25 protein-coding genes and 1 other RNA gene are annotated in these 24,853 nt (G+C 63.4%); 19 read left to right on the plus strand and 7 right to left on the minus strand.

The features are described from left to right. Positions 1 to 3 precede the first annotated feature (3 nt). The 16 genes from ccoN (L6D64_RS00635) (at position 4) to L6D64_RS00710 (ending at position 15,480) form a co-directional block, all read left to right on the plus strand. Positions 4 to 1,428, plus strand: a complete 1,425-nt coding sequence (gene ccoN, locus L6D64_RS00635; protein ID WP_054884100.1) for a cytochrome-c oxidase, cbb3-type subunit I — start codon at positions 4 to 6, stop codon at positions 1,426 to 1,428. A 13-nt stretch (positions 1,429 to 1,441) separates the two neighbouring features. Further along, the gene (gene ccoO, locus L6D64_RS00640; protein ID WP_054884101.1) at positions 1,442 to 2,050 is read left to right on the plus strand and encodes a cytochrome-c oxidase, cbb3-type subunit II; all 609 of its coding nucleotides are present in this window, start codon (positions 1,442 to 1,444) and stop codon (positions 2,048 to 2,050) included. A gap of 6 nt (positions 2,051 to 2,056) precedes the next feature. Beyond that, the gene (locus tag L6D64_RS00645; RefSeq protein ID WP_054884102.1) at positions 2,057 to 2,263 is read left to right on the plus strand and encodes a cbb3-type cytochrome oxidase subunit 3; all 207 of its coding nucleotides are present in this window, start codon (positions 2,057 to 2,059) and stop codon (positions 2,261 to 2,263) included. Further along, entirely contained in the window at positions 2,260 to 3,201 is a 942-nt protein-coding gene (gene ccoP / locus L6D64_RS00650; protein WP_176506775.1) for a cytochrome-c oxidase, cbb3-type subunit III, read from the plus strand. The genes L6D64_RS00645 and ccoP (L6D64_RS00650) overlap by 4 nt, the downstream gene beginning before the upstream one ends. A 364-nt stretch (positions 3,202 to 3,565) precedes the next feature. Further along, positions 3,566 to 5,008, plus strand: coding sequence for a cytochrome-c oxidase, cbb3-type subunit I (gene ccoN / locus L6D64_RS00655; RefSeq protein ID WP_159411429.1), 1,443 nt, complete (start codon positions 3,566 to 3,568; stop codon positions 5,006 to 5,008). Further along, a complete protein-coding gene (gene ccoO, locus L6D64_RS00660; protein ID WP_054884105.1) occupies positions 5,008 to 5,616 on the plus strand; it encodes a cytochrome-c oxidase, cbb3-type subunit II in 609 nt (202 codons plus the stop codon). The genes ccoN (L6D64_RS00655) and ccoO (L6D64_RS00660) overlap by 1 nt, the downstream gene beginning before the upstream one ends. 5 nt (positions 5,617 to 5,621) lie before the next feature. Further along, the gene (locus L6D64_RS00665; protein WP_176506774.1) at positions 5,622 to 5,813 is read left to right on the plus strand and encodes a cbb3-type cytochrome oxidase subunit 3; all 192 of its coding nucleotides are present in this window, start codon (positions 5,622 to 5,624) and stop codon (positions 5,811 to 5,813) included. Continuing rightward, the gene (ccoP, locus tag L6D64_RS00670; RefSeq protein ID WP_176506773.1) at positions 5,810 to 6,790 is read left to right on the plus strand and encodes a cytochrome-c oxidase, cbb3-type subunit III; all 981 of its coding nucleotides are present in this window, start codon (positions 5,810 to 5,812) and stop codon (positions 6,788 to 6,790) included. Before L6D64_RS00665 ends, ccoP (L6D64_RS00670) begins: the two co-directional genes overlap by 4 nt. A 288-nt stretch (positions 6,791 to 7,078) precedes the next feature. Then, entirely contained in the window at positions 7,079 to 8,494 is a 1,416-nt protein-coding gene (gene ccoG, locus L6D64_RS00675) for a cytochrome c oxidase accessory protein CcoG (RefSeq protein WP_176506772.1), read from the plus strand. Between the two features lie 17 nt (positions 8,495 to 8,511). Next, entirely contained in the window at positions 8,512 to 9,042 is a 531-nt protein-coding gene (locus L6D64_RS00680; protein ID WP_176506771.1) for a FixH family protein, read from the plus strand. An 80-nt stretch (positions 9,043 to 9,122) separates the two neighbouring features. Further along, complete coding sequence (locus L6D64_RS00685; RefSeq protein WP_176506770.1) at positions 9,123 to 11,594, plus strand: heavy metal translocating P-type ATPase; 2,472 nt, start codon at positions 9,123 to 9,125, stop codon at positions 11,592 to 11,594. Further along, complete coding sequence (gene ccoS, locus L6D64_RS00690) at positions 11,576 to 11,791, plus strand: cbb3-type cytochrome oxidase assembly protein CcoS (RefSeq protein ID WP_176506769.1); 216 nt, start codon at positions 11,576 to 11,578, stop codon at positions 11,789 to 11,791. The genes L6D64_RS00685 and ccoS overlap by 19 nt, the downstream gene beginning before the upstream one ends. Continuing rightward, positions 11,784 to 12,467: a sulfite exporter TauE/SafE family protein gene (locus L6D64_RS00695; RefSeq protein ID WP_176506768.1), complete on the plus strand. Its 684-nt coding sequence runs from the start codon at positions 11,784 to 11,786 to the stop codon at positions 12,465 to 12,467. The genes ccoS and L6D64_RS00695 overlap by 8 nt, the downstream gene beginning before the upstream one ends. Before the next feature lie 105 nt (positions 12,468 to 12,572). After that, on the plus strand, positions 12,573 to 13,955 hold the full coding sequence (gene hemN, locus L6D64_RS00700; RefSeq protein WP_176506767.1) for an oxygen-independent coproporphyrinogen III oxidase: 1,383 nt from the start codon (positions 12,573 to 12,575) through the stop codon (positions 13,953 to 13,955). 186 nt (positions 13,956 to 14,141) lie between these two features. Next, positions 14,142 to 14,876, plus strand: coding sequence for a Crp/Fnr family transcriptional regulator FnrA (gene fnrA / locus L6D64_RS00705; protein WP_110636726.1), 735 nt, complete (start codon positions 14,142 to 14,144; stop codon positions 14,874 to 14,876). Positions 14,877 to 14,931: 55 nt separating this feature from the next. Beyond that, entirely contained in the window at positions 14,932 to 15,480 is a 549-nt protein-coding gene (locus tag L6D64_RS00710; protein ID WP_009683910.1) for an adenine phosphoribosyltransferase, read from the plus strand. A 32-nt stretch (positions 15,481 to 15,512) separates the two neighbouring features. Here the strand turns inward: L6D64_RS00710 and recR are convergent, their stop codons facing one another. The 3 genes from recR to dnaX all read right to left on the minus strand — a co-directional run bounded on the left by recR (position 15,513) and on the right by dnaX (position 18,671). After that, positions 15,513 to 16,175, minus strand: coding sequence for a recombination mediator RecR (gene recR, locus L6D64_RS00715; RefSeq protein WP_371870294.1), 663 nt, complete (start codon positions 16,173 to 16,175; stop codon positions 15,513 to 15,515). A 69-nt stretch (positions 16,176 to 16,244) separates the two neighbouring features. Next, on the minus strand, positions 16,245 to 16,580 hold the full coding sequence (locus L6D64_RS00720; protein WP_028692865.1) for a YbaB/EbfC family nucleoid-associated protein: 336 nt from the start codon (positions 16,578 to 16,580) through the stop codon (positions 16,245 to 16,247). A gap of 63 nt (positions 16,581 to 16,643) precedes the next feature. After that, on the minus strand, positions 16,644 to 18,671 hold the full coding sequence (dnaX, locus tag L6D64_RS00725) for a DNA polymerase III subunit gamma/tau (protein ID WP_176506765.1): 2,028 nt from the start codon (positions 18,669 to 18,671) through the stop codon (positions 16,644 to 16,646). A gap of 123 nt (positions 18,672 to 18,794) precedes the next feature. Here dnaX and L6D64_RS00730 point away from each other — a divergent pair, with 123 nt between their 5' ends. Next, positions 18,795 to 19,562: a substrate-binding periplasmic protein gene (locus tag L6D64_RS00730; RefSeq protein WP_176506764.1), complete on the plus strand. Its 768-nt coding sequence runs from the start codon at positions 18,795 to 18,797 to the stop codon at positions 19,560 to 19,562. A 415-nt stretch (positions 19,563 to 19,977) separates the two neighbouring features. On the opposite strand, the gene L6D64_RS00735 is transcribed toward L6D64_RS00730, so the two are convergent. After that, positions 19,978 to 20,247: a hypothetical protein gene (locus L6D64_RS00735; RefSeq protein WP_176506763.1), complete on the minus strand. Its 270-nt coding sequence runs from the start codon at positions 20,245 to 20,247 to the stop codon at positions 19,978 to 19,980. Between the two features lie 446 nt (positions 20,248 to 20,693). On the opposite strand from L6D64_RS00735, the gene L6D64_RS00740 reads away from it, so the two are divergent. Further along, on the plus strand, positions 20,694 to 20,885 hold the full coding sequence (locus L6D64_RS00740; protein ID WP_176506762.1) for a hypothetical protein: 192 nt from the start codon (positions 20,694 to 20,696) through the stop codon (positions 20,883 to 20,885). Positions 20,886 to 20,903: 18 nt separating this feature from the next. Beyond that, positions 20,904 to 21,083 carry a hypothetical protein gene (locus L6D64_RS00745; protein ID WP_176506761.1) on the plus strand — a complete coding sequence of 60 codons (180 nt, stop codon included), beginning with the start codon at positions 20,904 to 20,906 and terminating at the stop codon, positions 21,081 to 21,083. 71 nt (positions 21,084 to 21,154) lie between these two features. On the opposite strand, the gene ffs is transcribed toward L6D64_RS00745, so the two are convergent. From ffs to zipA, 3 genes are all read right to left on the minus strand, one after another. Next, an RNA gene (gene ffs / locus L6D64_RS00750) (signal recognition particle sRNA small type) lies at positions 21,155 to 21,251 on the minus strand. 174 nt (positions 21,252 to 21,425) lie between these two features. Beyond that, the gene (gene ligA, locus L6D64_RS00755; RefSeq protein WP_176506760.1) at positions 21,426 to 23,756 is read right to left on the minus strand and encodes an NAD-dependent DNA ligase LigA; all 2,331 of its coding nucleotides are present in this window, start codon (positions 23,754 to 23,756) and stop codon (positions 21,426 to 21,428) included. A gap of 99 nt (positions 23,757 to 23,855) precedes the next feature. Beyond that, on the minus strand, positions 23,856 to 24,740 hold the full coding sequence (gene zipA / locus L6D64_RS00760) for a cell division protein ZipA (protein WP_176506759.1): 885 nt from the start codon (positions 24,738 to 24,740) through the stop codon (positions 23,856 to 23,858). Positions 24,741 to 24,853 lie beyond the last annotated feature (113 nt).

Consider the following 24,853-nt stretch of genomic DNA (forward strand, 5'->3'; position numbering starts at 1 on the left):
TACATGAACACAACCAGCAGTACCGCCTATAACTACAAGGTGGTCCGCCAATTCGCCATCATGACGGTGGTGTGGGGAATCGTCGGGATGGGGCTCGGCGTCTTCATCGCCGCCCAGCTCGCCTGGCCTTCCCTCAACTTCGACCTCCCCTGGACCAGCTTCGGCCGCCTGCGACCGCTGCATACCAATGCGGTGATCTTTGCCTTCGGCGGCTGCGCACTGTTCGCCACCTCCTATTATTCGGTGCAACGCACCTGCCAGACCACCCTGTTCGCGCCAAAACTGGCGGCGTTCAGCTTCTGGGGCTGGCAGCTGGTGATCCTGCTGGCGGCCATCACCCTGCCGCTGGGCTACACCAGCTCCAAGGAATACGCCGAGCTGGAATGGCCGATCGACATCCTCATCACCGTCGTCTGGGTCAGCTACGCCATCGTGTTCTTCGGTACGCTGATGAAACGCACAACCAAACACATCTACGTCGGCAACTGGTTCTTCGGCGCCTTCATCCTCACCGTGGCGCTGCTGCACATCGTCAACAACCTGGAACTGCCGGTCAGCCTGACCAAGTCGTACTCGGTCTACGCCGGCGCCACCGACGCCATGGTGCAGTGGTGGTACGGCCACAACGCGGTAGGCTTCTTCCTCACCGCCGGCTTCCTCGGGATGATGTACTACTACGTGCCCAAGCAGGCCGAGCGCCCGGTGTATTCCTATCGCCTGTCGATCGTCCACTTCTGGGCACTGATCACCCTGTATATCTGGGCAGGCCCGCACCACCTGCACTACACCGCCCTGCCGGACTGGGCGCAGTCGCTGGGCATGGTGATGTCGCTGATCCTCCTGGCGCCGAGCTGGGGCGGCATGATCAACGGCATGATGACCCTCTCGGGGGCCTGGCACAAACTGCGCAGCGACCCGATCCTGCGCTTCCTGGTGGTGTCGCTGGCCTTCTACGGCATGTCCACTTTCGAAGGCCCGATGATGGCCATCAAGACGGTCAACGCCTTGTCCCACTACACCGACTGGACCATCGGCCATGTGCACGCCGGCGCCCTCGGCTGGGTGGCGATGATCTCGATCGGCGCGCTGTACCACACCATCCCGAAAGTGTTCGGCAAGCAGCAGATGCACAGCCTGGGCCTGATCAACGCGCACTTCTGGCTGGCGACCATCGGCACCGTGCTGTACATCGCCTCGATGTGGGTCAACGGCATCGCCCAGGGCCTGATGTGGCGCGCAGTCAACAGCGACGGCACGCTCACCTACTCGTTCGTGGAAACCCTGGTGGCCAGCCACCCAGGCTTCATCGTGCGCTTCGTCGGCGGCGCGATCTTCCTCAGCGGCATGTTCCTGATGGCCTGGAACACCTGGCGCACCGTGCGTTCGCCGGCGCTCGACGCCGCCCCTGCGAATGCCCAGCTGGCTTGAGGAGACCTGACTGATGAAACATGAAGTCATCGAGAAAAACGTAGGCCTCCTGGCCTTGCTGATGGTGTTTGCCGTAAGCATCGGCGGCCTGACCCAGATCGTCCCGCTGTTCTTCCAGGACGTCACCAACAAGCCGGTCGAAGGCATGAAACCCTACACCGCGCTGCAACTGGAAGGCCGCGACATCTACATCCGCGAAGGCTGCGTTGGCTGCCACTCGCAGATGATCCGCCCGTTCCGCGCCGAAACCGAACGCTACGGCCACTACTCGGTCGCTGGCGAAAGCGTCTGGGACCACCCGTTCCTGTGGGGCTCCAAGCGCACCGGCCCGGACCTGGCCCGCGTTGGTGGCCGCTACTCCGATGACTGGCACCGCGCGCACCTGTACAACCCGCGCAACGTGGTACCGGAATCGAAGATGCCGTCCTACCCGTGGCTGGTTGCCGAAAAGGTCGACAACAGCCACACCGACACCAAGATGCGCACCCTGCGCACCCTGGGCGTGCCGTACACCGACGAGGACATTGCCGGCGCCCGTGACGCGGTCAAGGGCAAGACCGAGATGGACGCGCTGGTCGCCTACCTGCAGGTGCTTGGCACCGCCATCAAGAACAAGAGGTAAACCACCATGGAAATGGACATCGGCATGATCCGTGGCCTGGGCACCCTGGTGGTGATGATCGCCTTCATCGGCCTCTCACTGTGGGTGTTCAACCGACGCCGCGACCATGATTTCGCCGAAGCGCGCCTGCTGCCCTTCGTCGACGACCGCCTGCCCCCTGCCGGGCAGGAACCTGCTGCCATGACTGCGGCTGTGAGGAGCAAAGCGCAATGACCACCTTCTGGAGTACCTATATCAGCGTACTGACCATTGGTAGCCTGATCGGCCTGGCGTGGCTGTTGCTGTCGACCCGCAAGGGCCAGAGCAACAGCACCACCGACCAGACCATGGGGCATAGCTTCGACGGTATCGAGGAGTACGACAACCCGCTGCCCAAGTGGTGGTTCTGGCTGTTCGTCGGCACCCTGGTGTTCGGCGCCGGCTATCTGGTGCTGTACCCGGGCCTGGGCAACTGGAAAGGCATCCTGCCCGGCTACGAGAATGGCTGGACCGGTGCCAACGAGTGGCAGAAGGAGATGGAAAAGGCCGACGCCAAGTTCGGCCCGATCTTTGCCAGGTACGCAGCCATGCCGGTAGAGGAAGTCGCCAAGGACCCTCAAGCGCTGAAAATGGGCGGCCGCCTGTTCGCCTCCAACTGCTCGGTGTGCCACGGCTCGGATGCCAAGGGCGCCTATGGCTTCCCCAACCTGACCGACAACGACTGGCGCTGGGGCGGCGAGCCGGAGACCATCAAGGCTTCGATCATGAATGGCCGCCATGGCGTGATGCCGGCGTGGGCCGAGGTGATCGGCGAGCAGGGTGTGGCGGATGTCGCCGCCTTCGTGCTGACCAACCTCGATGGCCGCAGCCTGCCGGAAGGGGTCAAGGCCGACCCGGTCAAGGGCAAGGAAATCTTCGCCGGCAACTGCGTGGCCTGCCACGGGCCTGAAGGCAAAGGCACCCCAGCCATGGGCGCGCCGAACCTGACCCATCCGCAGGCGTTCATCTATGGGTCGAGCTTTGCCCAGTTGCAGCAGACCATTCGCTATGGGCGCCAGGGGCAGATGCCGGCCCAGGCGGAGATCCAGGGCAATGACAAGGTGCACTTGCTGGCTGCCTATGTGTACAGCCTGTCGCAGAACGATGCCGCCGAAAAGCTGACCGCCCAGTAAAACCCTCGGGGCCGCCTTGCGGCCCCTCTCCCCGCTCTACCCCCGCCCTTGCACCCCCTCCGAACAGAACTAAGCTTGTTGCCACAGCGGCTTCGCTCCCAAAGGTCCGAAGCAGACGCGGCGCACAGCCTGGTGCCGCCCGCAGAAAAAGCTTGACCAATCGATCAGAAAAAGGTGAAAAACGGTACACATTACAAATATTTATTTGTGTACAATCGTTCTGACCCTAGCGCCGCGGGACACCGGCGAGAGGGCCCGGACACGGGTCGGCGCACGGATCCTTGCGTTGTCATAACCCACGCGGTTATCGATACTGGCGCCGATTTTTCGACCAACAAGAACACCAAAACCGTGGAACCTTAGCATGAGCACAGCAATCAGTCCGACTGCTTATAACTATAAGGTCGTCCGCCAGTTCGCCATCATGACGGTGGTCTGGGGGATCCTTGGCATGGGCCTGGGCGTCTTCATCGCCTCGCAGCTGGTGTGGCCACAACTGAACCTGGACCTGCCCTGGACCAGCTTCGGCCGCCTGCGCCCGCTGCACACCAACCTGGTCATCTTCGCCTTCGGTGGCTGCGCGCTGTTCGGCACCAGTTACTACGTGGTGCAGCGCACCTGCCAGACCCGGCTGATCTCCGACAGCATGGCCGCCTTCACCTTCTGGGGTTGGCAGGCGGTGATCGTCGGCGCGCTGATCACCCTGCCGATGGGCTTCACCACCACCAAGGAATACGCCGAGCTCGAATGGCCGCTGGCGATCCTCCTGGCCATTGTCTGGGTCACCTACGGGCTGGTGTTCTTCGGCACCATCGTCAAGCGCAAGACCAAGCACATCTATGTCGGCAACTGGTTCTACGGCGCCTTCATCGTGGTCACCGCGATGCTGCACATCGTCAACCATATCTCGCTGCCGGTGAGCCTGTTCAAGTCGTACTCGGCCTATGCCGGTGCCACCGACGCGATGATCCAGTGGTGGTACGGCCACAACGCGGTGGGCTTCTTCCTCACCACCGGCTTCCTCGGGATGATGTACTACTTCGTGCCCAAGCAGGCTGAACGGCCGATCTACTCCTATCGCCTGTCGATCGTCCACTTCTGGGCACTGATCACCCTGTACATCTGGGCAGGCCCGCACCACCTGCACTACACCGCGCTGCCGGACTGGGCGCAATCGCTGGGCATGGTGATGTCGATCATCCTCCTGGCGCCGAGCTGGGGCGGCATGATCAACGGCATGATGACCCTGTCGGGCGCCTGGCACAAACTGCGCACCGACCCGATCCTGCGCTTTCTGGTGGTGTCGCTGGCGTTCTACGGCATGTCCACCTTCGAAGGCCCGATGATGGCCATCAAGACCGTCAACTCGCTGTCGCACTACACCGACTGGACCATCGGCCACGTGCATGCCGGCGCGCTCGGCTGGGTGGCGATGATCTCGATCGGCGCGGTCTACCACATGATCCCGAAACTCTACGGCCGCGAGCAGATGCACAGCGTCGGCCTGATCAACGCGCACTTCTGGCTGGCGACCATCGGTACCGTGCTGTACATCGCCTCGATGTGGGTCAATGGCATCACCCAGGGCCTGATGTGGCGCGCCATCAACGATGACGGCACGCTCACCTACTCGTTCGTCGAAGCCCTGCAGGCCAGCCACCCTGGCTATATCGTCCGCGCCCTGGGCGGTGCGTTCTTCGCCACCGGCATGCTGCTGATGGCCTACAACGTGTTCCGTACCGTGCGTGCCGCCAACCCGGTACAGGCCGAGGAAGCCGCCAAGATCGTCGTCGTGGGAGCGCACTGATGAAGCATGAAGCCGTCGAGAAGAACATAGGCCTGCTGGCCTTCTTCATGGTCATCGCCGTGAGCGTCGGTGGCCTGACCCAGATCGTCCCGCTGTTTTTCCAGGACGTCACCAACAAGCCGGTCGAAGGCATGAAGCCGCGCACCGCGCTGGAAGTCGAAGGCCGCGACATCTACATCCGTGAAGGCTGCGTTGGCTGCCACTCGCAGATGATCCGCCCGTTCCGCGCCGAAACCGAACGCTACGGCCATTACTCGGTCGCTGGCGAAAGCGTCTGGGACCACCCGTTCCTGTGGGGCTCCAAGCGCACCGGCCCGGACCTGGCCCGCGTCGGTGGCCGCTACTCCGATGACTGGCACCGCGCGCACCTGTACAACCCGCGCAACGTGGTGCCGGAATCGAAGATGCCGGCCTACCCGTGGCTGGTCGAGAACAAGCTCGATGGCAAGGACACCGCGAAGAAGCTGGAAGTATTGCGTACCTTGGGCACGCCATACAGCGACGCCGACATCGCCGGCGCCCGCGATGCGGTCAAGGGCAAGACCGAAATGGACGCACTGGTCGCGTACCTGCAGGGTCTTGGCACCATCATCAAAAGCAAACGGTGACGCTGATGGATATCGGGATGATTCGCGGCCTGGGCACCGTCGTGGTGATGGTGGCCTTCGTGGGCCTGGCACTGTGGGTGTTCAACCCACGGCGCAAGAAGGACTTCGACGAAGCCACCCGGCTGCCCTTCGCGGATGATCCCGAGGCCAGCAAGCACGTCGAGCAAGCAAAAGCTTCTGGGAGCAAACAACAATGACAACCTTCTGGAGTCTGTACGTTACCGTCCTGACCCTGGGCACCATCTTCTCGCTGACCTGGCTGCTGCTGTCGACCCGCAAGGGCCAGCGCGAAGAGGTCACCGACGAAACCGTCGGGCATGCCTTCGATGGCATCGAGGAGTACGACAACCCGCTGCCGAAATGGTGGTTCTGGCTGTTCGTCGGCACCATCGTCTTCGCCCTCGGCTACCTGGTGCTGTACCCAGGCCTGGGCAACTGGAAAGGCATCCTGCCCGGCTATTCGTACCTGGACAACGACAAGCAGACCGAATTCTCCAACGGCCAGCCGGGGTGGACCGGCGTGCACGAGTGGGAAAAGGAAATGGCCAAGGCCAACGCACGCTTCGGGCCGATTTTCGCCAAGTTCGCGGCGATGCCGATCGAAGAGGTGGCCAAGGACCCGCAAGCGCTGAAGATGGGCGCACGCCTGTTCGCCTCGAACTGCTCGGTGTGCCACGGCTCCGATGCCAAGGGCGCCTATGGCTTCCCCAACCTGACCGACAACGACTGGCGCTGGGGCGGCGAGCCGGAAACCATCAAGACCACCATCATGGGCGGCCGCCACGGTGTGATGCCAGCCTGGGGTGAAGTGCTGGGCGAACAGGGCGTTGCCGATGTCGCCGCATTCGTTACCAGCAAGCTCGATGGCCGCAGCCTGCCAGAAGGGGCCAAGGCCGATGCCGACAACGGCCAGAAGCTGTTCGCTGCCAATTGCGTGGCCTGCCACGGGCCTGAAGGCAAAGGCACCCCGGCCATGGGCGCGCCGAACCTGACCCACCCGCAGGCGTTCATCTACGGTTCGAGCTTTGCCCAGCTGCAGCAGACCATTCGCTATGGCCGCCAAGGGCAGATGCCGGCGCAGGAACAGTTGCAGGGCAATGACAAGGTGCACTTGCTGGCGGCTTATGTTTACAGCCTGTCGCACCAGGCTGAGGCGGCCCAGCAGGCTGAGTAAGGCAGGCCTGGCCCCATCGCGGATAAATCCGCTCCTACACACACGCGGCCCCTGTAGGAGCGGATTTATCCGCGATGAGGCCGGCAAATGCAGCACAAGATGACCTGGATCAATTGACACCCGCTCTAACACGATTCATACCACGAACCCAACGCGACTAAAGGTCGCAGCGCGATCCCATACCGCCACCAGCGGCGTATCATTGATCGCATAGCGCTAGCAGCATGCGCGAGACTGCGGCCGGCACGCACTGGCCGCAGCGTTTTTCCACTGCCGTGGGACTTGATGATGAGCAAGCAAATTCCGGTACATGACGTCACCCCGCCTGCCAACAAAGGGAAGGATTCCGTCGACCTCTACGCCTCACGCGAAAAAATCTATACCCGCGCCTTCACCGGCATCTTCCGCAGGCTGAGGATGGTCGGCGGGGCCGTGCTGTTCCTGCTCTATTTCGGCACCGTGTGGCTGAACTGGGGTGGCCACCAGGCCGTGTGGTGGAACCTGCCGGAACGCAAGTTCTACATCTTCGGCGCCACCATCTGGCCCCAGGACTTCATCCTGCTGTCGGGCATTCTCATCGTCGCCGCCTTCGGCCTGTTCTTCATCACCGTATTCGCCGGCCGCGTGTGGTGCGGCTACACCTGCCCGCAAAGCGTGTGGACATGGATCTTCATGTGGTGCGAAAAAGTCACCGAGGGTGACCGCAACCAGCGCATGAAGCTCGACCGCTCGCCCATGAGCGGCAACAAGTTTTTGCGCAAGTTCGCCAAGCACAGCCTGTGGCTGCTGATCGGCTTCGTCACCGGCATGACCTTCGTCGGCTACTTCTCGCCGATCCGCGAACTGCTCACCGAATTCTTCACCGGCGAAGCCGATGGCTGGGCCTACTTCTGGGTCGGCTTCTTCACCCTGGCCACCTACGGCAACGCCGGCTGGCTGCGCGAGCAGGTGTGCGTGTACATGTGCCCCTATGCGCGCTTCCAGAGCGTGATGTTCGACAAGGACACCCTGATCGTCTCCTACGACCCGCGCCGTGGCGAAACCCGCGGCCCGCGCAAGAAAGACAGCGACTACAAGGCCAAGGGCCTGGGCGACTGCATCGACTGCACCCTGTGCGTGCAGGTCTGCCCCACCGGCATCGACATCCGCGACGGCCTGCAGATCGAATGCATCGGCTGCGCGGCGTGCATCGATGCCTGCGACAGCATCATGGACAAGATGAACTACCCCAAAGGCCTGATCAGCTACACCACCGAGCACAACCTTTCGGGCCAGAAGACCCACATGCTGCGCCCTCGCCTGGTCGGCTATGCGGTGGTGCTGCTGGTGATGATCATCGCCCTGGGCACGGCCTTCGCCACCCGTTCGCTGGTCGGTTTCGACGTCAGCAAGGACCGCGTGCTGTACCGCGAGAACGCCCAGGGCCGGATCGAGAACGTATACAGTCTCAAGGTCATGAACAAGGACCAGCGCGACCACGTCTACGTACTGGACGCCACCGGCCTGCCTGACCTGCGCCTGGAAGGCCAGCGCGAAATCCGCGTGGCCGCCGGCGATATCGTCAGCCTGCCGGTACAGCTGTCGATTGCGCCTGAGAAGCTGCCATCCACCACCAACGAAATCACCTTCACCCTCCACAGCGCCGACGACAGCGCTGCCAAGGTTGAAGCCAAGAGCCGCTTCATCGGCCCACAGATCCGCTGACCGAGAGAACACTGACAATGCCTGCCGCCACCGCCGCCAGCCCTTGGTACAAGCACCTCTGGCCCTGGATCATCATCGGCATTCTGACCACCTCGGTGTGCCTGAGCCTGACCATGGTCAGCATCGCCGTGCACAACCCGGACAACCTGGTCAACGACAACTACTACGAAGCGGGCAAAGGCATCAACCGCTCGCTGGACCGCGAGCTGCTGGCCCAGACCCTCAACCTCAAGGCCAGCGTGCACCTGGATGAGCTGACCGGCGAGGTAGAGGTGCGCCTGAGCGGCAATAGCGACCCGCAAAGCCTGGAGCTCAACCTGATTTCGCCGACCCAGCCGGACAAGGACCGCAAGGTACTGCTCGGCAAGGTTGCGAGCGGGCGTTACGTGGGGCAGCTGGAAGACAAGGTCGACGGGCGACGTTTCGTCGAACTGCTCGGTAGCCAGGACGAGCACGTGTGGCGGCTGTTCGAGGAGGAAAAGGTCGCGCATGGCGTGACCTTGCAGCTGGGTGACGAAGCGCTCCAGGGCGCCGAACACCAACAGTAGCCACATCATCATTCGCTGAAGGGGCAGGCAAGCCCGCCCCCTCAGCGATTGTCATCTGCCCCACCAGCCGTGCCTGCCTTATGACCCAGCCCACCCCTTGCTACCACTGCGCCCTGCCCGTCCCCGCCGGCAGCCGCTTCACTGCCGTGGTTCTCGGCGAGCCCCGGCAATTCTGCTGTCCCGGCTGCCAGGCGGTGGCCGAATCCATCGTCGCCGGTGGCCTTGAGCACTACTACCAGCACCGCAGCGACAGCAGTGCCAACCCCGAGGCGCTGCCGAAACAACTGCAAGACGAACTGGCGCTGTACGACCGCAGTGATGTCCAGCAGAACTTCGTCCGCCATGCCGGCGAACTGGCCGAGGCGACCTTGCTGGTCGAAGGCATCAGCTGCGCCGCCTGCGGCTGGCTGATCGAAAAACACCTGCGCAATCTACCGGGCGTCGCCGAAGCCCGCCTGAACCTGTCCAACCATCGCCTGCTGCTCAACTGGGACGACCACCAGCTGCCGCTGTCGCGGCTGCTCGCTGAACTGCGCCAGATCGGCTACGCCGCCCACCCGTACCAGCCCGACCAGGCCGCCGAACAGCTTGCCAGGGACAACCGCAGCGCCCTGCGCCGGCTGGGCGTGGCTGGCCTGCTATGGTTCCAGGCGATGATGGCGACCATGGCCACCTGGCCGGAGTTCAACATCGACCTGTCGCCGGAGATGCACACCATCCTGCGCTGGATCGCGCTGTTCCTCACCATTCCCATCGTCTTCTACAGCTGCGCGCCGTTCTTCAAGGGCGCCGCGCGCGACCTGCGCACTCGCCACCTGACCATGGACGTCTCGGTGTCGCTGGCCATCGGCCTGGCCTTCGGTGCTGGCATCTGGACGGCCATCACCGGCAGCGGCGAGTTGTATTTCGATACCGTCGGCATGTTCGCCCTGTTCCTGCTCACTGGCCGCTACCTCGAACGCCGCGCCCGCGAACGCACGGCCGCAGCCACCGCACAGCTGGTCAACCTGCTACCGGCCTCGTGCCTGCGCCTGGACAGCTGCGGGCAGGCCGAACGCATCCTGCTTGGCGAACTGCAGCGTGGCGACACCGTACAGGTGCTGCCCGGTGCGGTGGTACCCGCTGATGGACGAATCGTCGAGGGGCGCTCCAGTGTCGACGAATCGCTGCTGACCGGCGAATACCTGCCGCAGCCACGACGGGCCGGCGACCGCGTCACCGGCGGCACGCTGAACGTCGAGAGCACACTGAACGTGGAAGTCGAAGCCCTCGGCCAGGACTCGCGCCTGTCGGCCATTGTTCGCCTGCTGGAACGTGCGCAGACGGAAAAGCCACGGCTGGCGGAAATTGCCGACCGCGCCTCGCAGTACTTCCTTCTGTTCTCGCTCCTGGCCGCCGTGGCCATTGGCCTGTGGTGGTGGTATCTGGACCCGGCGCGGGCATTCTGGATCGTCCTGGCCATGCTGGTGGCGACCTGCCCGTGCGCCCTCTCGCTGGCCACCCCGACTGCGCTGACTGCCGCCACCGGCACCCTGCACAAGCTCGGCCTGCTGGTGACCCGTGGCCATGTACTGGAGGGCCTGAACCAGATCGACACGGTGATTTTCGACAAGACCGGCACCCTCACCGAAGGCCGCCTGACCCTGCGCAGCATCCGCCCACTCGCGGCACTGCCGGCCGACCGTTGCCTGGCCCTGGCCGCCGCCCTCGAAAACCGCTCAGAGCACCCGATTGCGCGCGCCTTCGGCCGCACCGCCACCGCCGCCGATGATGTGCAGACAGTCGCCGGGCTCGGCCTTGAAGGCCGGGTCGACGGCCAACCGTTGCGCATTGGCCAGGCCACGTTCGTCTGCGCCCTGAGCGGCGCCGAGATCCCCACCGTGCCAGAACCGCGTGGCCAATGGTTGCTACTGGGCGACCGCCAAGGGCCACTCGCCTGGTTCGGCCTCGATGATCGCCTGCGCGAGGATGCCCCCGCCCTGCTCGCTGCCTGCCAGGCAAAAGGCTGGCGTACCCTGCTGCTGTCCGGTGACAGCTCGCCGATGGTTGCCGAGGTGGCCGCCCAATTGGGCATCGACCAGGCCATCGGTGGCCTGCGCCCGGATGACAAGCTCGATCGGCTCAAGGCACTGCAGGCCTCCGGGCGCAAGGTGCTGATGCTCGGCGACGGGGTCAACGACGTACCCGTGCTGGCGGCTGCCGACATCAGCATCGCCATGGGCAGCGCCACCGACCTGGCCAAGACCTGCGCCGATGCGGTGCTGCTGTCCAACCGCCTGCAGGCACTGGTGCAGGCCTTCGACCTGGCCCGCCGTACCCGCCGCAACATCCTCGAGAACCTGCTCTGGGCGACCCTGTATAATGGCCTCATGTTGCCGTTCGCCGCGCTTGGCTGGATCACCCCGGTCTGGGCGGCCATCGGCATGTCGGTCAGTTCGCTGATCGTGGTGCTCAATGCCCTGCGCCTGACCCGCCTGCCGGCGGTGGCAGGCCTGGCGGCGAACGACACAGCCGCTTACGGAAGGAAGTCGCCATGCCCGCCCTCTATGTGATGATCCCTGCCGCCCTGCTGTTGGTGGGCGTGGCCGTCTATATCTTCTTCTGGGCGGTGGACAGCGGCCAGTACGACGACCTCGAAAGCCCGGCCCACAGCATCCTGTTCGATGACCAGGACCCGCGCCACCAGGCCGCCGTCAACCCCGAAGAAGGCGCAGCGCCAGACGACAAGGCAGCGCCACCCCGTGCCTGACCTGGTTCCCCTGCTCGGCTCGGCACTGGTCCTGGGCCTGCTCGGCGGCGGCCACTGCCTGGGCATGTGCGGCGGCCTGATGGGCGCGCTGACCCTGGCCATCCCTGCCGAGCAACGGGGCCGGCGCCTGCGCCTGCTGGTGGCCTACAACCTGGGCCGCATCCTCAGCTATGCCTGCGCCGGCCTGCTGCTCGGCCTGGCAGGCTGGGCACTGGCCAGCAGCCCGGCGGCCATGGCCTTGCGCGTGGTGGCCGCGCTGCTGCTGATCGTCATGGGGCTTTACCTGGCCGGCTGGTGGAGCGGGCTGACCCGTATCGAAGCACTGGGCCGTGGGCTGTGGCGGCATATCCAGCCGCTCGCCTCGCGCCTGATGCCTGTGTCCAGCGTGCCGCGCGCCCTGCTGTTGGGGGCACTGTGGGGCTGGTTGCCGTGCGGCCTGGTCTACAGCACATTGCTGTGGGCGGCCAGCCAGGGCAATGCCGGCTACAGTGCGGCATTGATGCTGGCATTCGGCGTGGGGACCTGGCCGGTATTGCTGGCCACGGGGCTGGCGGCGGAGCGGGTAAACGCCTTGTTGAGACGGCGCAGCGTGCGCATGGCCGGCGGGGTGCTGGTGATCCTGTTTGGCATGTGGACCTTGCCCGGCCCGCACCAGCACTGGCTCATGGGCCACTGACGGGGGCCGCTTTGCCGCCCCTGCATGCCTTGATACAAATCAACACAGTTTCCTACAGACGGCCATAGACTCCGGACACTGCTGCATCATCCGGGGACCGCCCACATGCTCGCCGACCTACGTTGGGATGCCGACCTGATCCGCCGTTACGATCTCGCCGGCCCACGCTACACCTCCTACCCGACCGCCGTGCAACTGCACAGCGAGGTAGGTTCGTTCGACCTGCTCCACGCCCTGCGCGAGAGCCGCCGGGCCGTGCGCCCGCTGTCGTTGTACGTGCACGTGCCGTTCTGCGCCAACATCTGCTACTACTGCGCCTGCAACAAGGTCATCACCAAGGACCGCGGCCGCGCTGCGCCCTACCTGCAACGCCTGGAGCAGGAGATCCAGCTGATCGCCTGCCACCTGGCCCCTAAACAGCGTGTCGAGCAGCTGCATTTCGGCGGCGGCACGCCGACCTTCCTCAGCCACGTCGAACTGCGCCAGTTGATGGCCACCCTGCGCCAGCACTTCAGCCTGCTGGATGACGACTCCGGCGACTATGGCATCGAGATCGACCCGCGCGAAGCCGACTGGTCGACCATGGGCTTGCTCCGCGAACTGGGTTTCAACCGTGTCAGCCTCGGCGTGCAGGACCTCGACCCGGCCGTTCAGCGTGCGGTCAACCGCCTGCAGAGCCTGGAGCAGACCCGCACCCTGATCGAGGCAGCGCGCACCCTGCAGTTTCGCTCGGTCAACCTCGACTTGATCTACGGCCTGCCCAAGCAGACCGTGGAGGGCTTTGCCCGCACGGTCGACGAGGTGATCCGCCTGCAACCCGACCGTTTGTCGGTGTTCAACTACGCCCACCTGCCCGAGCGCTTCATGCCGCAGCGGCGCATCGACAGCAACGACCTGCCGGCACCGCCAGTCAAACTCGAGATGCTGCGCAACACCATCGAACAGCTGACGGCCGCCGGCTATCGCTACATCGGCATGGATCACTTCGCCCTGCCTGACGACGAACTGGCGATTGCCCAGGAAGAAGGCACCCTGCAGCGTAACTTCCAGGGTTACACCACCCACGGTCATTGTGACCTGATCGGCCTGGGCGTATCGGCGATCAGCCAGATCGGCGACCTTTACTGCCAGAACAGCAGCGACCTCAGTACCTACCAGGACACCCTGTCCAATGCCCAGCTGGCGACCCAGCGCGGGTTGGTCTGCAACCACGACGACCGCCTGCGGCGGGCCGTGATCCAGCAGCTGATCTGCCATTTCGAACTGGACTTCGCACCGATCGAAGAAGCCTTCACCATCGATTTTCGCGGCTATTTCAACGACCTCTGGCCAGCACTGCAGGCTCTACAGCGCGATGGCCTGATCAGCCTGGACGACAAGGGCATCCGTATCCTTCCGGCCGGGCGCCTGCTGGCGCGCTCGGTGTGCATGGTGTTCGATGCCTACCTGGCGATGCACAATCGCCAGCGCTTCTCACGGGTAATCTGATCACGGAGTCAATCGACCACATGGACAAGCCCCCCAGGGCAGGCACACTATGGGCTGACAAGGACTCCCGGCAGTTATCCGCCGGGGTTTCGCCAGCTCGCTTCAAAGTAGCGCAGGCTGGCCTACACCCTCGGTCGTGAGTTACCCTTACGACTTATGTGTGTTTTCCCACAAGGATCGATTCAAATGTCCGAGCCAGTCAAACTGCGCGCCCACAACCAGGCCCATTGCAAGGACTGCAGCCTGGCCCCCCTGTGCCTGCCTCTTTCGCTCAACCTCGAAGACATGGATGCACTGGATGAAATCGTCAAACGCGGACGCCCGCTGAAGAAAGGCGAGTTCCTGTTCCGCCAGGGTGACAATTTCGGCTCGGTTTATGCCGTTCGCTCCGGCGCCCTCAAGACCTTCAGCCTGAGCGACGGCGGTGAAGAACAGATCACCGGTTTCCACCTGCCCAGCGAACTGGTCGGCCTGTCCGGCATGGACACCGAGGCCTACCCGGTGTCGGCCCAGGCCCAGGAAACCACCTCGGTCTGCGAAATCCCCTTCGAGCGCCTCGATGAGCTCTCCGTTCAACTGCCGCAACTGCGTCGCCAGTTGATGCGGGTGATGAGCCGCGAAATTCGCGACGACCAGCAGATGATGCTGTTGTTATCGAAGAAGACCGCCGATGAACGCATCGCCACGTTCCTGGTCAACCTTTCCGCACGCTTCCGTGCCCGCGGTTACTCGGCCAACCAGTTCCGCCTGAGCATGTCGCGCAACGAAATCGGCAACTACCTGGGCCTGGCAGTGGAAACCGTGTCGCGGGTATTCACCCGCTTCCAGCAGAACGGCCTGATTCGCGCCGAAGGCAAGGAAGTGCACATCCTCGACCCGATCCAGCTGTGCGCGCTGGCCGGGGGTGCAATCGAGGCCTGAGGCCGGCGTTTAGCGGGTATACTTGGGCATTCGTTTTCCCAGGATACCCGCAACAATGCACAGCGACGCCTTCGACCTCAAAGCCCTGATCCGCCCGGTAGTGGACTTCCCCAAGCCCGGCGTGATCTTCCGCGACATCACCCCGCTGTTCCAGTCGCCGCGCGGGCTGCGTTACGTGGCCGACCAGTTCATCGAGCGTTATGTCGAGGCTGAGTTCAGCCACATCGGCGCCATGGACGCACGCGGCTTCCTGATCGGCTCGATCATTGCCCACCAACTGAACAAGCCGCTGATCCTGTTCCGCAAACAGGGCAAGCTGCCGGCTGACGTATTGAGCGAGGGCTATCAGACCGAGTACGGCGAAGCCTTCCTGGAAGTGCATGCCGACAGCCTGTGCGAAGGCGATTCGGTATTGATCTTCGATGACTTGATTGCCACCGGTGGCACCCTGCTGGCGGCCGCCAACCTGGTGCGTCGTACCGGGGCGCAGGTGTTCGAGGCGGCGGCGATCATCGACCTGCCGGAGCTGGATGGTTCGCGCCGGCTGCAGGCGGCCGGGGTGCCGACCTTCTGCCTGACCGAGTTCTCGCTGAGCGAGTACTGATTGCTGCCGGGGCGCTTTGCGCCCCCGGCGATTTACAACGAGATCGGCTTGCGCCCGGCAAAAGCATGAGCCAGGGTGCCGCCATCGACCAGCTCCAGTTCCCCGCCCAACGGCACACCGTGGGCGATCCGCGACGCCACCAGCCCTTTCTCGTTCAGCAACTGGGCGATGTAATGCGCGGTCGCCTCACCTTCCACGGTCGGGTTGGTCGCCAGGATCACCTCGGTAAAGCTGCCCTGCTCCTCGATCCGCGCCATCAGCTGCGGTACACCGATCGCTTCAGGCCCCAGGCCATCGAGTGGTGAGAGGTGCCCCTTGAGCACGAAGTAACGCCCGCGGTAGCCGGTCTGCTCCACCGCATATACATCCATCGGCCCCTCCACCACGCACAGCTGCGTGTCGTCACGGCGCGGGTCACTGCACTGCGGGCACAGCTCCTGCTCGGTCAGGGTGCGGCACTGGCGGCAATGCCCTACCCCTTCCATGGCCTGGCTCAACGCCTGGGCCAGGCGCAGGCCGCCGCTGCGGTCACGCTCGAGCAGCTGCAGGGCCATGCGCTGGGCGGTTTTCTGGCCGACGCCCGGGAGGGTGCGCAGGGCGTCGATCAGTTGGCGGATCAGGGGGCTGAAGCTCATGGGTAAGGCCTGACAAATCAATAAGAGCCGGTTTATACCCACCAAGGGCATTGCCGTCAAATCGCTGGAGTTCAACGCAAAAAAAAGCCGCCGCTGGCACCCAGTGGCGGCTTTGCGATTGCAGAAGCCTTAGAACGGCATCTTGAAGCCCGGCGGCAATTGCATGCCGGCAGTCATGCTGCCCATCTTGTCCTGGCTGTTTTGCTCGATCTTGCGCACGGCGTCGTTCAGCGCAGCGGCGATCAGGTCTTCCAGCACTTCCTTGTCGTCCTCGTCGGTCGACATCAGGCTCTGGTCGATGCTGACACGCTTGACGTCGTGACGCCCGGTCATGACCACGCTCACCAGGCCACCACCGGACTGGCCGGTGACTTCGGCGTTGGCCAGCTCTTCCTGCATCTTCTGCATCTTTTCCTGCATCTGCTGGGCCTGCTTCATCAGGCCGGCCATGCCACCTTTCATCATGGGGTATACCTCGATTGGGTCATGTGATGCGGCCCGGCGAGGGGCCGGCCGCATGGTTATCGATTACTGGCCCTGGCTGACCAGGGCTTCTACAGGCTCAATAGTATCCTGTCGCACCGTGGCACCGAACTGCTTGATCATCTGCTGGATCAACGGATCCTGCTCGATCGACAGCACGGCGTCCTGCTGGCGCTCGGCACGCTTGCGCGAGGCCGCCTGGGCCGGGGTTTCCTGCTCGGGACGGATCAGTTCGATCCGCAGGTTCAAGGTGCGCCCCAGGTGCTGGTTGAGCGCCTCGTTCAACCGGCGTTGCTGGGTGGCATTGAACAGCGCACCCTGGCCAGGGTCCAGGTGCAGCAGCCAGTCATCACCGTCGACAGCCATGAGCGTACAGTTTGCAGCGATGTTGCCTGTCATCCCGGACACAGGCAACTGTGGGAACAATTCCAGCCATTGCAGGGCCAGGCCGGTCGCCGGCCGGGCAGCTGGCAGCGGCTCGGGTGCGACTGCCGGGGTATCTTCCTGAACGTGTTCCGCCAGCTCGTCCAGGTAGCTGAAGCCTACCGGGTCACTTTCGCCACCGTAATAGTCCTCATCCATCGGCGGCTCGTCGTCACGCTCCATACCCGCCGAAGCGTAGGCGGATGGGTCGAACGGTGGCTCGTCATACGAGGGCTGGGCGTTTTGCGCGGCAACTACCGGGGCTGGGGCTGGAGCGGCAACGGGCGCGGGCGGCGCAGCGGGCTCTTCCCAGGGTAGATCGATGACCTGCTCCACCGCCGGCGGCTCAGGCGCTACAACCTCACGTTCAGGTTCAGGTTCAGGAGCCGGCTCCACGACCGGCGCGACCTCGGCCTGCGGGGCCGACGCCACGGGCGCAGGTTGCGCCGGCGCTACGGCAGGCGCCGCGACAGCAACGGCTGGCGCTGCCACCGTGGTTGCCGGATCAGCTGTGGCCTGGCTGATCCCCACCGGCTTTAGCACCGGCTTCGGCGCGTCGTCGCTATCTGCCGGGCGAAACGCCAGCATGCGCAGCAGGACCATTTCGAAACCGCCCCGCGGGTCCGGCGCCAACGGCAGGTCGCGGCGGCCGATCAGGCCCATCTGGTAGTAGAACTGCACATCTTCAGCGGGCAACGCCGAGGCCAGTGCCAGCACCCGGTCGCGATCGCCCTGGCCGTTGTCCACCGCCTCGGGCAGCGCCTGGGCGATGGCAACGCGGTGCAGTACATTGAGCATTTCGGCCAGTACGCCGCCCCAGTCCGGCCCTTGCTCGGCAAGGTTGCGTACGGCTTCGAGCAGCGCACGCGCATCACCTTCGAGCAGCGCCTGCAGCACACCATAGACCTGGCCGTGATCGAGGCTGCCGAGCATGGCACGCACATCGGCCGCCAGCACCTTGCCTTCACCAAAGGCAATGGCCTGGTCAGTCAGGCTCATGGCATCACGCATCGAGCCGTCGGCAGCACGGCCGAGCAACCACAGGGCATCTGGCTCGAACGGCACATTCTCGGCCTGCAGCACATGGCTCAGGTGCTCGACCACCCGCTCCGGGCTCATGTTCTTCAACGAGAACTGCAGGCAGCGCGACAGAATGGTCGCAGGCAACTTCTGCGGGTCGGTGGTGGCAAGGATGAACTTGACGTAGGGCGGCGGCTCTTCCAGCGTCTTGAGCAGGGCGTTGAACGAGTGGGTGGAGAGCATGTGCACTTCGTCGATCAGGTAGACCTTGAAGCGACCACGGCTTGGCGCGTACTGCACGTTATCGAGCAGTTCGCGGGTATCTTCGACCTTGGTGCGGCTCGCGGCGTCGATCTCGATCAGGTCGACGAAGCGGCCCTCGTCGATCTCCCGGCATACCGAACACGTGCCGCAGGGCGTGGACGTGATACCGGTCTCGCAGTTGAGGCATTTGGCTATGATTCGTGCAATGGTGGTCTTGCCCACACCCCGCGTGCCGGTGAACAGATAGGCATGGTGCAGCCGTTGGTTGTCCAAGGCATTGATCAAGGCCTTGAGCACATGGGCCTGGCCGACCATTTCGCGGAACGAGCGCGGACGCCATTTACGTGCAAGAACCTGATAACTCATCGAAAAACCATCGCAGCCTGATCGAGCGGAAGATCGCTAATGCTAGCGGAGCGGGGGCAAAATTGCACCCTGCGCGGCTCGTCTAAGCTAAGCAACTGGCGCGCTGTTCAAGGAGGATGTGCATTGCGACGACTGCTGGCCCTGCTCTTGCTCTGGAGCACTCACAGCTTGGCGGACCTGCCGGTGCTGCGCTTTTCCGTGGCCGAGAGCTGGAGCATGCCGCTGGTGCGGGTCGAAGGCGGCCAGCCGGTGGAGGGCCTGGTGTTCGACCTTATCCAGGCATTGGCCCGGGAGGCCGGCGTGCGCCCGGAGTATCACGTGATGGCCCGCCTGCGCATGCAGCAGGCGATGGACGCTGGCGATATCGATGTGCGCTGCTATGTAAGCAGCCAGTGGTTCAATGATCGGCCGGGCAATTTCGTCTGGAGCATTCCGTTGATTCAGCAACGTGATGTGCTGGTCGGGCGACCCGGCGACGCCGCCTCTGCCCTCCCCGAACAGCTGCCACCCCAGGCGATCGGCACGGTGCTGGGGTATGCCTACGGCACGCTGGAGCCGCTGTTTGCCCAGGGGCGCCTGCAGCGCGAAGACAGCCGCAGCCAGCAACTGGCGCTGCAGAAGCTGCAGATCGGACGGTATCAGCATGCGGTGAGCAATGAGCTGTCGCTGCAGTGGTTCAACCAGGGCCTGCCAGCCGGGCAGCGCCTGCAGGTGCAGGCGGTGCTGGAGGAACAGGCGCTGGGGTGCATGGTGAGGAATGACCCGGCGATACCGACCCAGGGGGTTTTACGGGCCTTGGTGCGGATGAGGCAGTCGGGGGAAATTGAGCGGATTGTGCAGCGGTATGGGGCGACAGGGTATTCGGGGGAGGTTTTGGGGGTTCGGCCTTGAGTTTAGTCCGGGCCGGTGGGTGCCCGCCTGAATAGAGCATCTGGGCCTCTAGGTGCCTGCCACAACAGTTTCAGCGCCTGTGAGATCGAGCGCCGCCCGCGCGGCGCATCGCGGATAAATCCGCTCCTACATCTGTTTCAGGCCAGTCCTTCCTGTGAAATCACCACTGTTCGCCTTGTTTGTCCTCTTCGATATCGAAGGAATCGCTGCTGTTGCTCCACCAAACTCCTGCCATGCCCCAAGGTGCGCGCGCCAATGGCACAGAAATAACTGGCCCGAAACAGATGTAGGAGCGGATTTATCCGCGATGCGCCGCGCGGGCGGCGCTCGATCTTGCAGGCGTTGAAGCTGTTGTGGCAAGCACTTGGCGGCCCTGACGCGAAAGCCCGCCAAGCACCTGCCAGCCCTCACACAATCACTTCCGCTCCACAGCCGCCACCAACGCATCCGCCTGCCCACAGGCAATCTGCATCGCCCGCAAGCCGTGCTGGAGAAATTGCCTCGTCTCTTCATCCTCGATGCGCTCCAGCGCCCGCCGACTGTCGCTGTAGGCGAACATCAGATAATGGGCGACGTTCATCAGCACGTATTCCATCGGGACAATGCCCTCGCTGATGGCGCGAGACAAGGCTTTGCCTGGCTGAGGATCGAGGTCGTGGGGTGGATCTGGAACAATCTTTTTCATAGGTCACCGTACCGAGTTGGTGCCCCCCCTTTCGCTTCCACGCGATAGGGTCACAGTTGTACGCGAGGTGGAAGACCAGGGTACGGCGAGCCCGGCAGGCTGAGAGCCTCCCGCCACAACTGTCATAACGACATACGTCACACCGCTGGGCTTCCACACCCGATCGCTGAACTGACAGCGACCAAAAAATGCTAAGGGGCGGGCTTCTCAGGGACAATCAGACGGGTGGCGACAGGTTGCGTAGGATATTTCTTCAGCAAAGGAATGCGTGTAGGAGATTTCTCTTTTTAACCAAGGAGAATTCCAGGCGCACGCTGCAGCCCTTGAAATATCGGAAAATCAAAGCCACCGAGACTACAACAACATTCGAAGCGAACGATTTCCATAGACCAGGAAACGGAACAAAATAGCGCACAGACGTTTTCGCTATCGCACAAGGAAGCCTCATGCGTCAGGACGAACGCGACAACCTCGAACTCGATAAACTGCTGATCGAAAAGCAAAGACTCAGCGCTGAAGCCCGAAAATTTTCCGCTGAGGTGAACAAGCTCAACCGCGAGACATTCTGCTATCCCTTTATCGTCGGCTCTACCACATTGGCAGCCCTGAGCGGAATCATCAGCCTTCTGGTCAAATAATCACGCAGAGGAACAACCATGCGACGCTCCATTCAGGAAATCCGCGAGGAAATGTACCTTGAGATCGAGGCGCTGCAAGAAGACATGCGTAAAGCCAGGAACGCCTCCCCTTGGGAAGTGCTGATACCGCTTGGCATGGGAGCGGGGTTTTCGTTGATCGTGATCGTTGTCGGCACCTGGATCATGCGACAGCTGTAACAATGATCAAAAGATGGGGGAGGTGATGCGCAGGGCCGACTGCAATTTTCCGACCCCGGAAATGGAGGCGGCCCCACCAGCCACACCCCGGCACTCGATGTTCCCGCTATGGCTGCTCCCTTCCGGGCCTGACCAGGTTAACGGGTAATCAATGCGGGGGGACCGATGGGGCCACCACTACGCGGCTCGCCAAGCAGCGAGCCGCGCCATTGTACCGGTCTGGGGCGAAGATACAACCTCTGCGCAAGAAAAAGTCATCATTTCTCAATGACTTGTCCGGATTGAGCGTGGCAGGGCCGGCCTCTTCGCGGATAAGTCCGCCCCTGCAAGCACCGCACAGGGTCAGACAGTGATGCCCTGCTCCGCCAGGAAGGCCACGAAGGCTTCCTCATCCAGTACCTTCACGCCCAACTCACTGGCCTTGGCCAGCTTGGACCCGGCGCCAGGGCCTGCGACCACGCAGTGGGTCTTGCCAGACACCGAGCCGGCCACCTTGGCGCCAAGGCCTTCCAGCTTCTCCTTGGCGATGTCGCGGCTGAAGCGCTCCAGGGACCCCGTCAGCACCCACGTCTGGCCAGCAAGTGGCAGGCCTTCGGCCACCTTCTTCTGGCTGCTCCAGTGCATGCCAAAGGCCAACAACTGGGCCTCGATATCACGGGCCAGCTTCTGGTTGGCCTCATCCTTGAAGAACTCGCGTACCGCGTCGGCCTGTTTCGCCGCCAGGGCCTGGCGCAGGTCGATGCCGTCAGCGGCGATGATCTTGTCCAGGCTATCGAGTTTGGCCACCAGCTTCTCGGCACCGGTCGGGCCGACCGAAGCGATATCCAGCTTGGCGATCATGCCGGCAAGGGTGGTGCTGGCGGCGAACTCGGCAGCCAGCTCGCCTTCATCCTGCAGCTGCATGCCGCAGGCCAACAACTGCTCGATGACCTTGCGGTTGTGCTCGTCTTGGAAAAAGTTGTGGATCTCGTGGGCGACTTCCAGGCCGATGTCCGGCAGATAAGTCAGCACCTGTGGCAGCGCCTGTCGCACACGATCCAGGCTGCCCAACGAGCGAGCCAGGACCTTGGCGGTTTCCTCGCCGACATCCGGAATGCCCAGGGCATAGATGAAGCGCGCCAGGCTCGGGCGCTTGCTGGCTTCGATGGCGTCCAGCAATTTCTTGCTGGAAACCTCGGCAAAGCCCTCCAGGCCGACGATCTGATCGAACTCCAGCTGGTACAAATCGGCCGGCGAGCTGATCAGCCCTTCATCCACCAGCTGCTCGACACTCTTCTCGCCCAGGCCATCGATGTCCATGGCACGACGGGAGACATAGTGAATGATCGCCTGCTTGAGCTGGGCAGCGCAGGCCAGGCGGCCGACGCAGCGGTACACCGCACCTTCGCTGGTGGTTTCCTTGCCCTTGCTGCGCTTGACCAGCTGGGTTCGTTCGACCTGTGAACCGCACACCGGGCATTCGCTCGGCACATGCACCGGGCGCGCATCTTCGGGGCGGCGCTCGAGCACCACTTGCATGACCTGCGGGATCACATCACCGGCACGGCGGATGATCACCGTGTCACCGATGCGCAGCCCCAGCCGGGCGATTTCGTCCATGTTGTGAAGGGTGGCGTTGGACACTGTCACGCCCGCCACCTTGACCGGCCTCAGGCGAGCCACCGGCGTGACCGCGCCGGTTCGGCCGACCTGGAATTCCACGTCCAGCACTTCGGTGAGTTCTTCCATCGCCGGGAACTTGTGGGCGATGGCCCAGCGTGGCTCACGTGCGCGGAAGCCCAGCTCGCGCTGGGCAGCCAGGCTGTTGACCTTGAATACCACGCCGTCGATTTCATACGGCAGGCTGTTGCGGCGCTCGCCGATGTCGCGGTAGTAGGCCAGGCATTCTTCGATACCGGCCGCATGCCTGAGCTCGCGGCTGATGGGCAGGCCCCACTGCTTGAGCTGTTCAAGGATGCCGATGTGACTCTCGCCGATGCTCGCGGAAACCTGCCCGACGCCGTAGCAGCAGAACTCCAGCGGGCGCCCGGCAGTGATCTTCGAATCGAGCTGGCGCAGGCTGCCGGCAGCGGCGTTGCGCGGGTTGGCGAAAGTCTTGCCGCCAGCTTGCGCCTGGGCAGCATTGAGGCGGTCGAAGCCGGCCTTGCTCATGTATACCTCGCCACGCACTTCGAGCACGGCAGGCCAGCCCTCGCCCTGCAGCCTGAGCGGGATGTTGCGCACGGTGCGCACGTTGGCGCTGATGTCCTCGCCAGTGGTGCCATCACCACGGGTGGCACCCTGCACCAGCTGGCCGTCACGGTAGAGCAGGCTCACCGCCAGGCCATCGAGCTTCGGCTCGCAACTGAAGTCCACCGTGCCGGGCTGGTCGAGCCCGTCCACCACACGGCGACCGAACTCGCGCAGGTCGGCCTCTTCGAAAGCGTTCCCAAGGCTGAGCATCGGCACTTCGTGACGAACCTGGCTGAAGGCAGCCAGGGCAGCGCCGCCGACACGTTGGGTAGGCGAGTCAGGGGTTACCAGGTGCGGGTGCTCGGCCTCGAGCGCCTTGAGCTCATTGAACAGGCGGTCGTACTCGGCATCGGGCACGCTCGGCTCGTCGAGCACGTAGTAGCGATAGTTGTGCTGGTCCAGCTCGGCGCGCAGTTCGTGGATTCGGGTTTCGGCGGTCATTTTCAGGTTCTCTTGCAAAGCAAAAGAGCAGCCCAGGGCTGCTCTTGCACTTGAAACAGGGTGGGCGAGACCGAGGCCAGGTCCGCCCACTTGGGCATATCAGCGCTTCTGGGTCAGCGCACGGCGCTCGAATTCGACGATGCGCTGGCGGTAGTGCTCGATGGTCTGGGCGGTCAGCACGCTGCGCTGGTCGTCCTTCAGTTCGCCATTGAGCTCGTGGGCCAGCTTGCGCGCTGCCGCCACCATCACGTCGAAGGCTTGCTTCGGATGACGCGGGCCTGGCAGGCCGAGGAAGAAGCTCACCGCACGGGTGCTGAAATGGTCGATGTCGTCCAGGTCGAAGATGCCCGGCTTGACCGCGTTGGCCATGGAGAACAGGACTTCACCATGACCGGCCATGCTTTCGTGACGATGGAAGATATCCATTTCGCCAAAACGCAGGCCGCTTTCAAGGATGTTCTGCAGCAGGGCCGGGCCTTTGAAACCACCTTCGTCGCGGGAAATCACGCTGATCACCAGCACTTCCTCGACCGGTGGCAGCTCCTTGGCTGCGTTGCCGGTGGCAGCGAAGCCACTGTTGCGGGTGGTGTCGGCGGCGAGATCTTCGTCGGCATCGGCGAACAGGTCGGGCTCGCGCGGTTCGGCAGCCAGGTTCAAGTCACCCTGCTGCTGCGCTTCTGCCACACGTTTGCCGCGCTTGCTGGCCTTGGCCGGCTTGGGCTCACGCTCACGCTCACGTGCTGGCGCACTGACCGAAGGCAGGTCGGTTTCGTCCAGTTCAGGCTCCTTGTGGGTTTCCAGCACCCGCGACGGGCCGAGCACTTCAGCGCTGCCTTCTTCGTCCGGCAGGTTGGAATAACTGCGATCCAGACGGAATTTCAGCTTGCCTTTTCCGCCGCGCATGCGGCGCCAGCCGTCGAAAAGAATACCGGCGATGACAATGACGCCGATGACGATCAGCCACTCGCGCAGACCGATTTCCATGTAATCCCGTGCCTCTATAAAAATATGCTTGAAAACAAAGGGTTCAAAGCCCTTTAACACGTGGCGCCAACTCTATGTTCTGACAGGCGTTTTACCCACGCAAAAAACGAGTG

Source organism: Pseudomonas urethralis, from assembly GCF_021602465.1.
Classification (GTDB): domain Bacteria; phylum Pseudomonadota; class Gammaproteobacteria; order Pseudomonadales; family Pseudomonadaceae; genus Aquipseudomonas; species Aquipseudomonas vlassakiae.

Coding starts and splice junctions, on each gene's coding strand:
- ccoN (WP_054884100.1), top strand. CDS start 4: ATGAACACAACCAGCAGTACCGCCTATAACTACAAGGTGGTCCGCCAA.
- ccoO (WP_054884101.1), top strand. CDS start 1,442: ATGAAACATGAAGTCATCGAGAAAAACGTAGGCCTCCTGGCCTTGCTG.
- L6D64_RS00645 (WP_054884102.1), top strand. CDS start 2,057: ATGGAAATGGACATCGGCATGATCCGTGGCCTGGGCACCCTGGTGGTG.
- ccoP (WP_176506775.1), top strand. CDS start 2,260: ATGACCACCTTCTGGAGTACCTATATCAGCGTACTGACCATTGGTAGC.
- ccoN (WP_159411429.1), top strand. CDS start 3,566: ATGAGCACAGCAATCAGTCCGACTGCTTATAACTATAAGGTCGTCCGC.
- ccoO (WP_054884105.1), top strand. CDS start 5,008: ATGAAGCATGAAGCCGTCGAGAAGAACATAGGCCTGCTGGCCTTCTTC.
- L6D64_RS00665 (WP_176506774.1), top strand. CDS start 5,622: ATGGATATCGGGATGATTCGCGGCCTGGGCACCGTCGTGGTGATGGTG.
- ccoP (WP_176506773.1), top strand. CDS start 5,810: ATGACAACCTTCTGGAGTCTGTACGTTACCGTCCTGACCCTGGGCACC.
- ccoG (WP_176506772.1), top strand. CDS start 7,079: ATGAGCAAGCAAATTCCGGTACATGACGTCACCCCGCCTGCCAACAAA.
- L6D64_RS00680 (WP_176506771.1), top strand. CDS start 8,512: ATGCCTGCCGCCACCGCCGCCAGCCCTTGGTACAAGCACCTCTGGCCC.
- L6D64_RS00685 (WP_176506770.1), top strand. CDS start 9,123: ATGACCCAGCCCACCCCTTGCTACCACTGCGCCCTGCCCGTCCCCGCC.
- ccoS (WP_176506769.1), top strand. CDS start 11,576: ATGCCCGCCCTCTATGTGATGATCCCTGCCGCCCTGCTGTTGGTGGGC.
- hemN (WP_176506767.1), top strand. CDS start 12,573: ATGCTCGCCGACCTACGTTGGGATGCCGACCTGATCCGCCGTTACGAT.
- fnrA (WP_110636726.1), top strand. CDS start 14,142: ATGTCCGAGCCAGTCAAACTGCGCGCCCACAACCAGGCCCATTGCAAG.
- L6D64_RS00710 (WP_009683910.1), top strand. CDS start 14,932: ATGCACAGCGACGCCTTCGACCTCAAAGCCCTGATCCGCCCGGTAGTG.
- L6D64_RS00720 (WP_028692865.1), bottom strand. CDS start 16,580: ATGATGAAAGGTGGCATGGCCGGCCTGATGAAGCAGGCCCAGCAGATG.
- dnaX (WP_176506765.1), bottom strand. CDS start 18,671: ATGAGTTATCAGGTTCTTGCACGTAAATGGCGTCCGCGCTCGTTCCGC.
- L6D64_RS00735 (WP_176506763.1), bottom strand. CDS start 20,247: ATGAAAAAGATTGTTCCAGATCCACCCCACGACCTCGATCCTCAGCCA.
- L6D64_RS00740 (WP_176506762.1), top strand. CDS start 20,694: ATGCGTCAGGACGAACGCGACAACCTCGAACTCGATAAACTGCTGATC.
- L6D64_RS00745 (WP_176506761.1), top strand. CDS start 20,904: ATGCGACGCTCCATTCAGGAAATCCGCGAGGAAATGTACCTTGAGATC.
- ligA (WP_176506760.1), bottom strand. CDS start 23,756: ATGACCGCCGAAACCCGAATCCACGAACTGCGCGCCGAGCTGGACCAG.
- zipA (WP_176506759.1), bottom strand. CDS start 24,740: ATGGAAATCGGTCTGCGCGAGTGGCTGATCGTCATCGGCGTCATTGTC.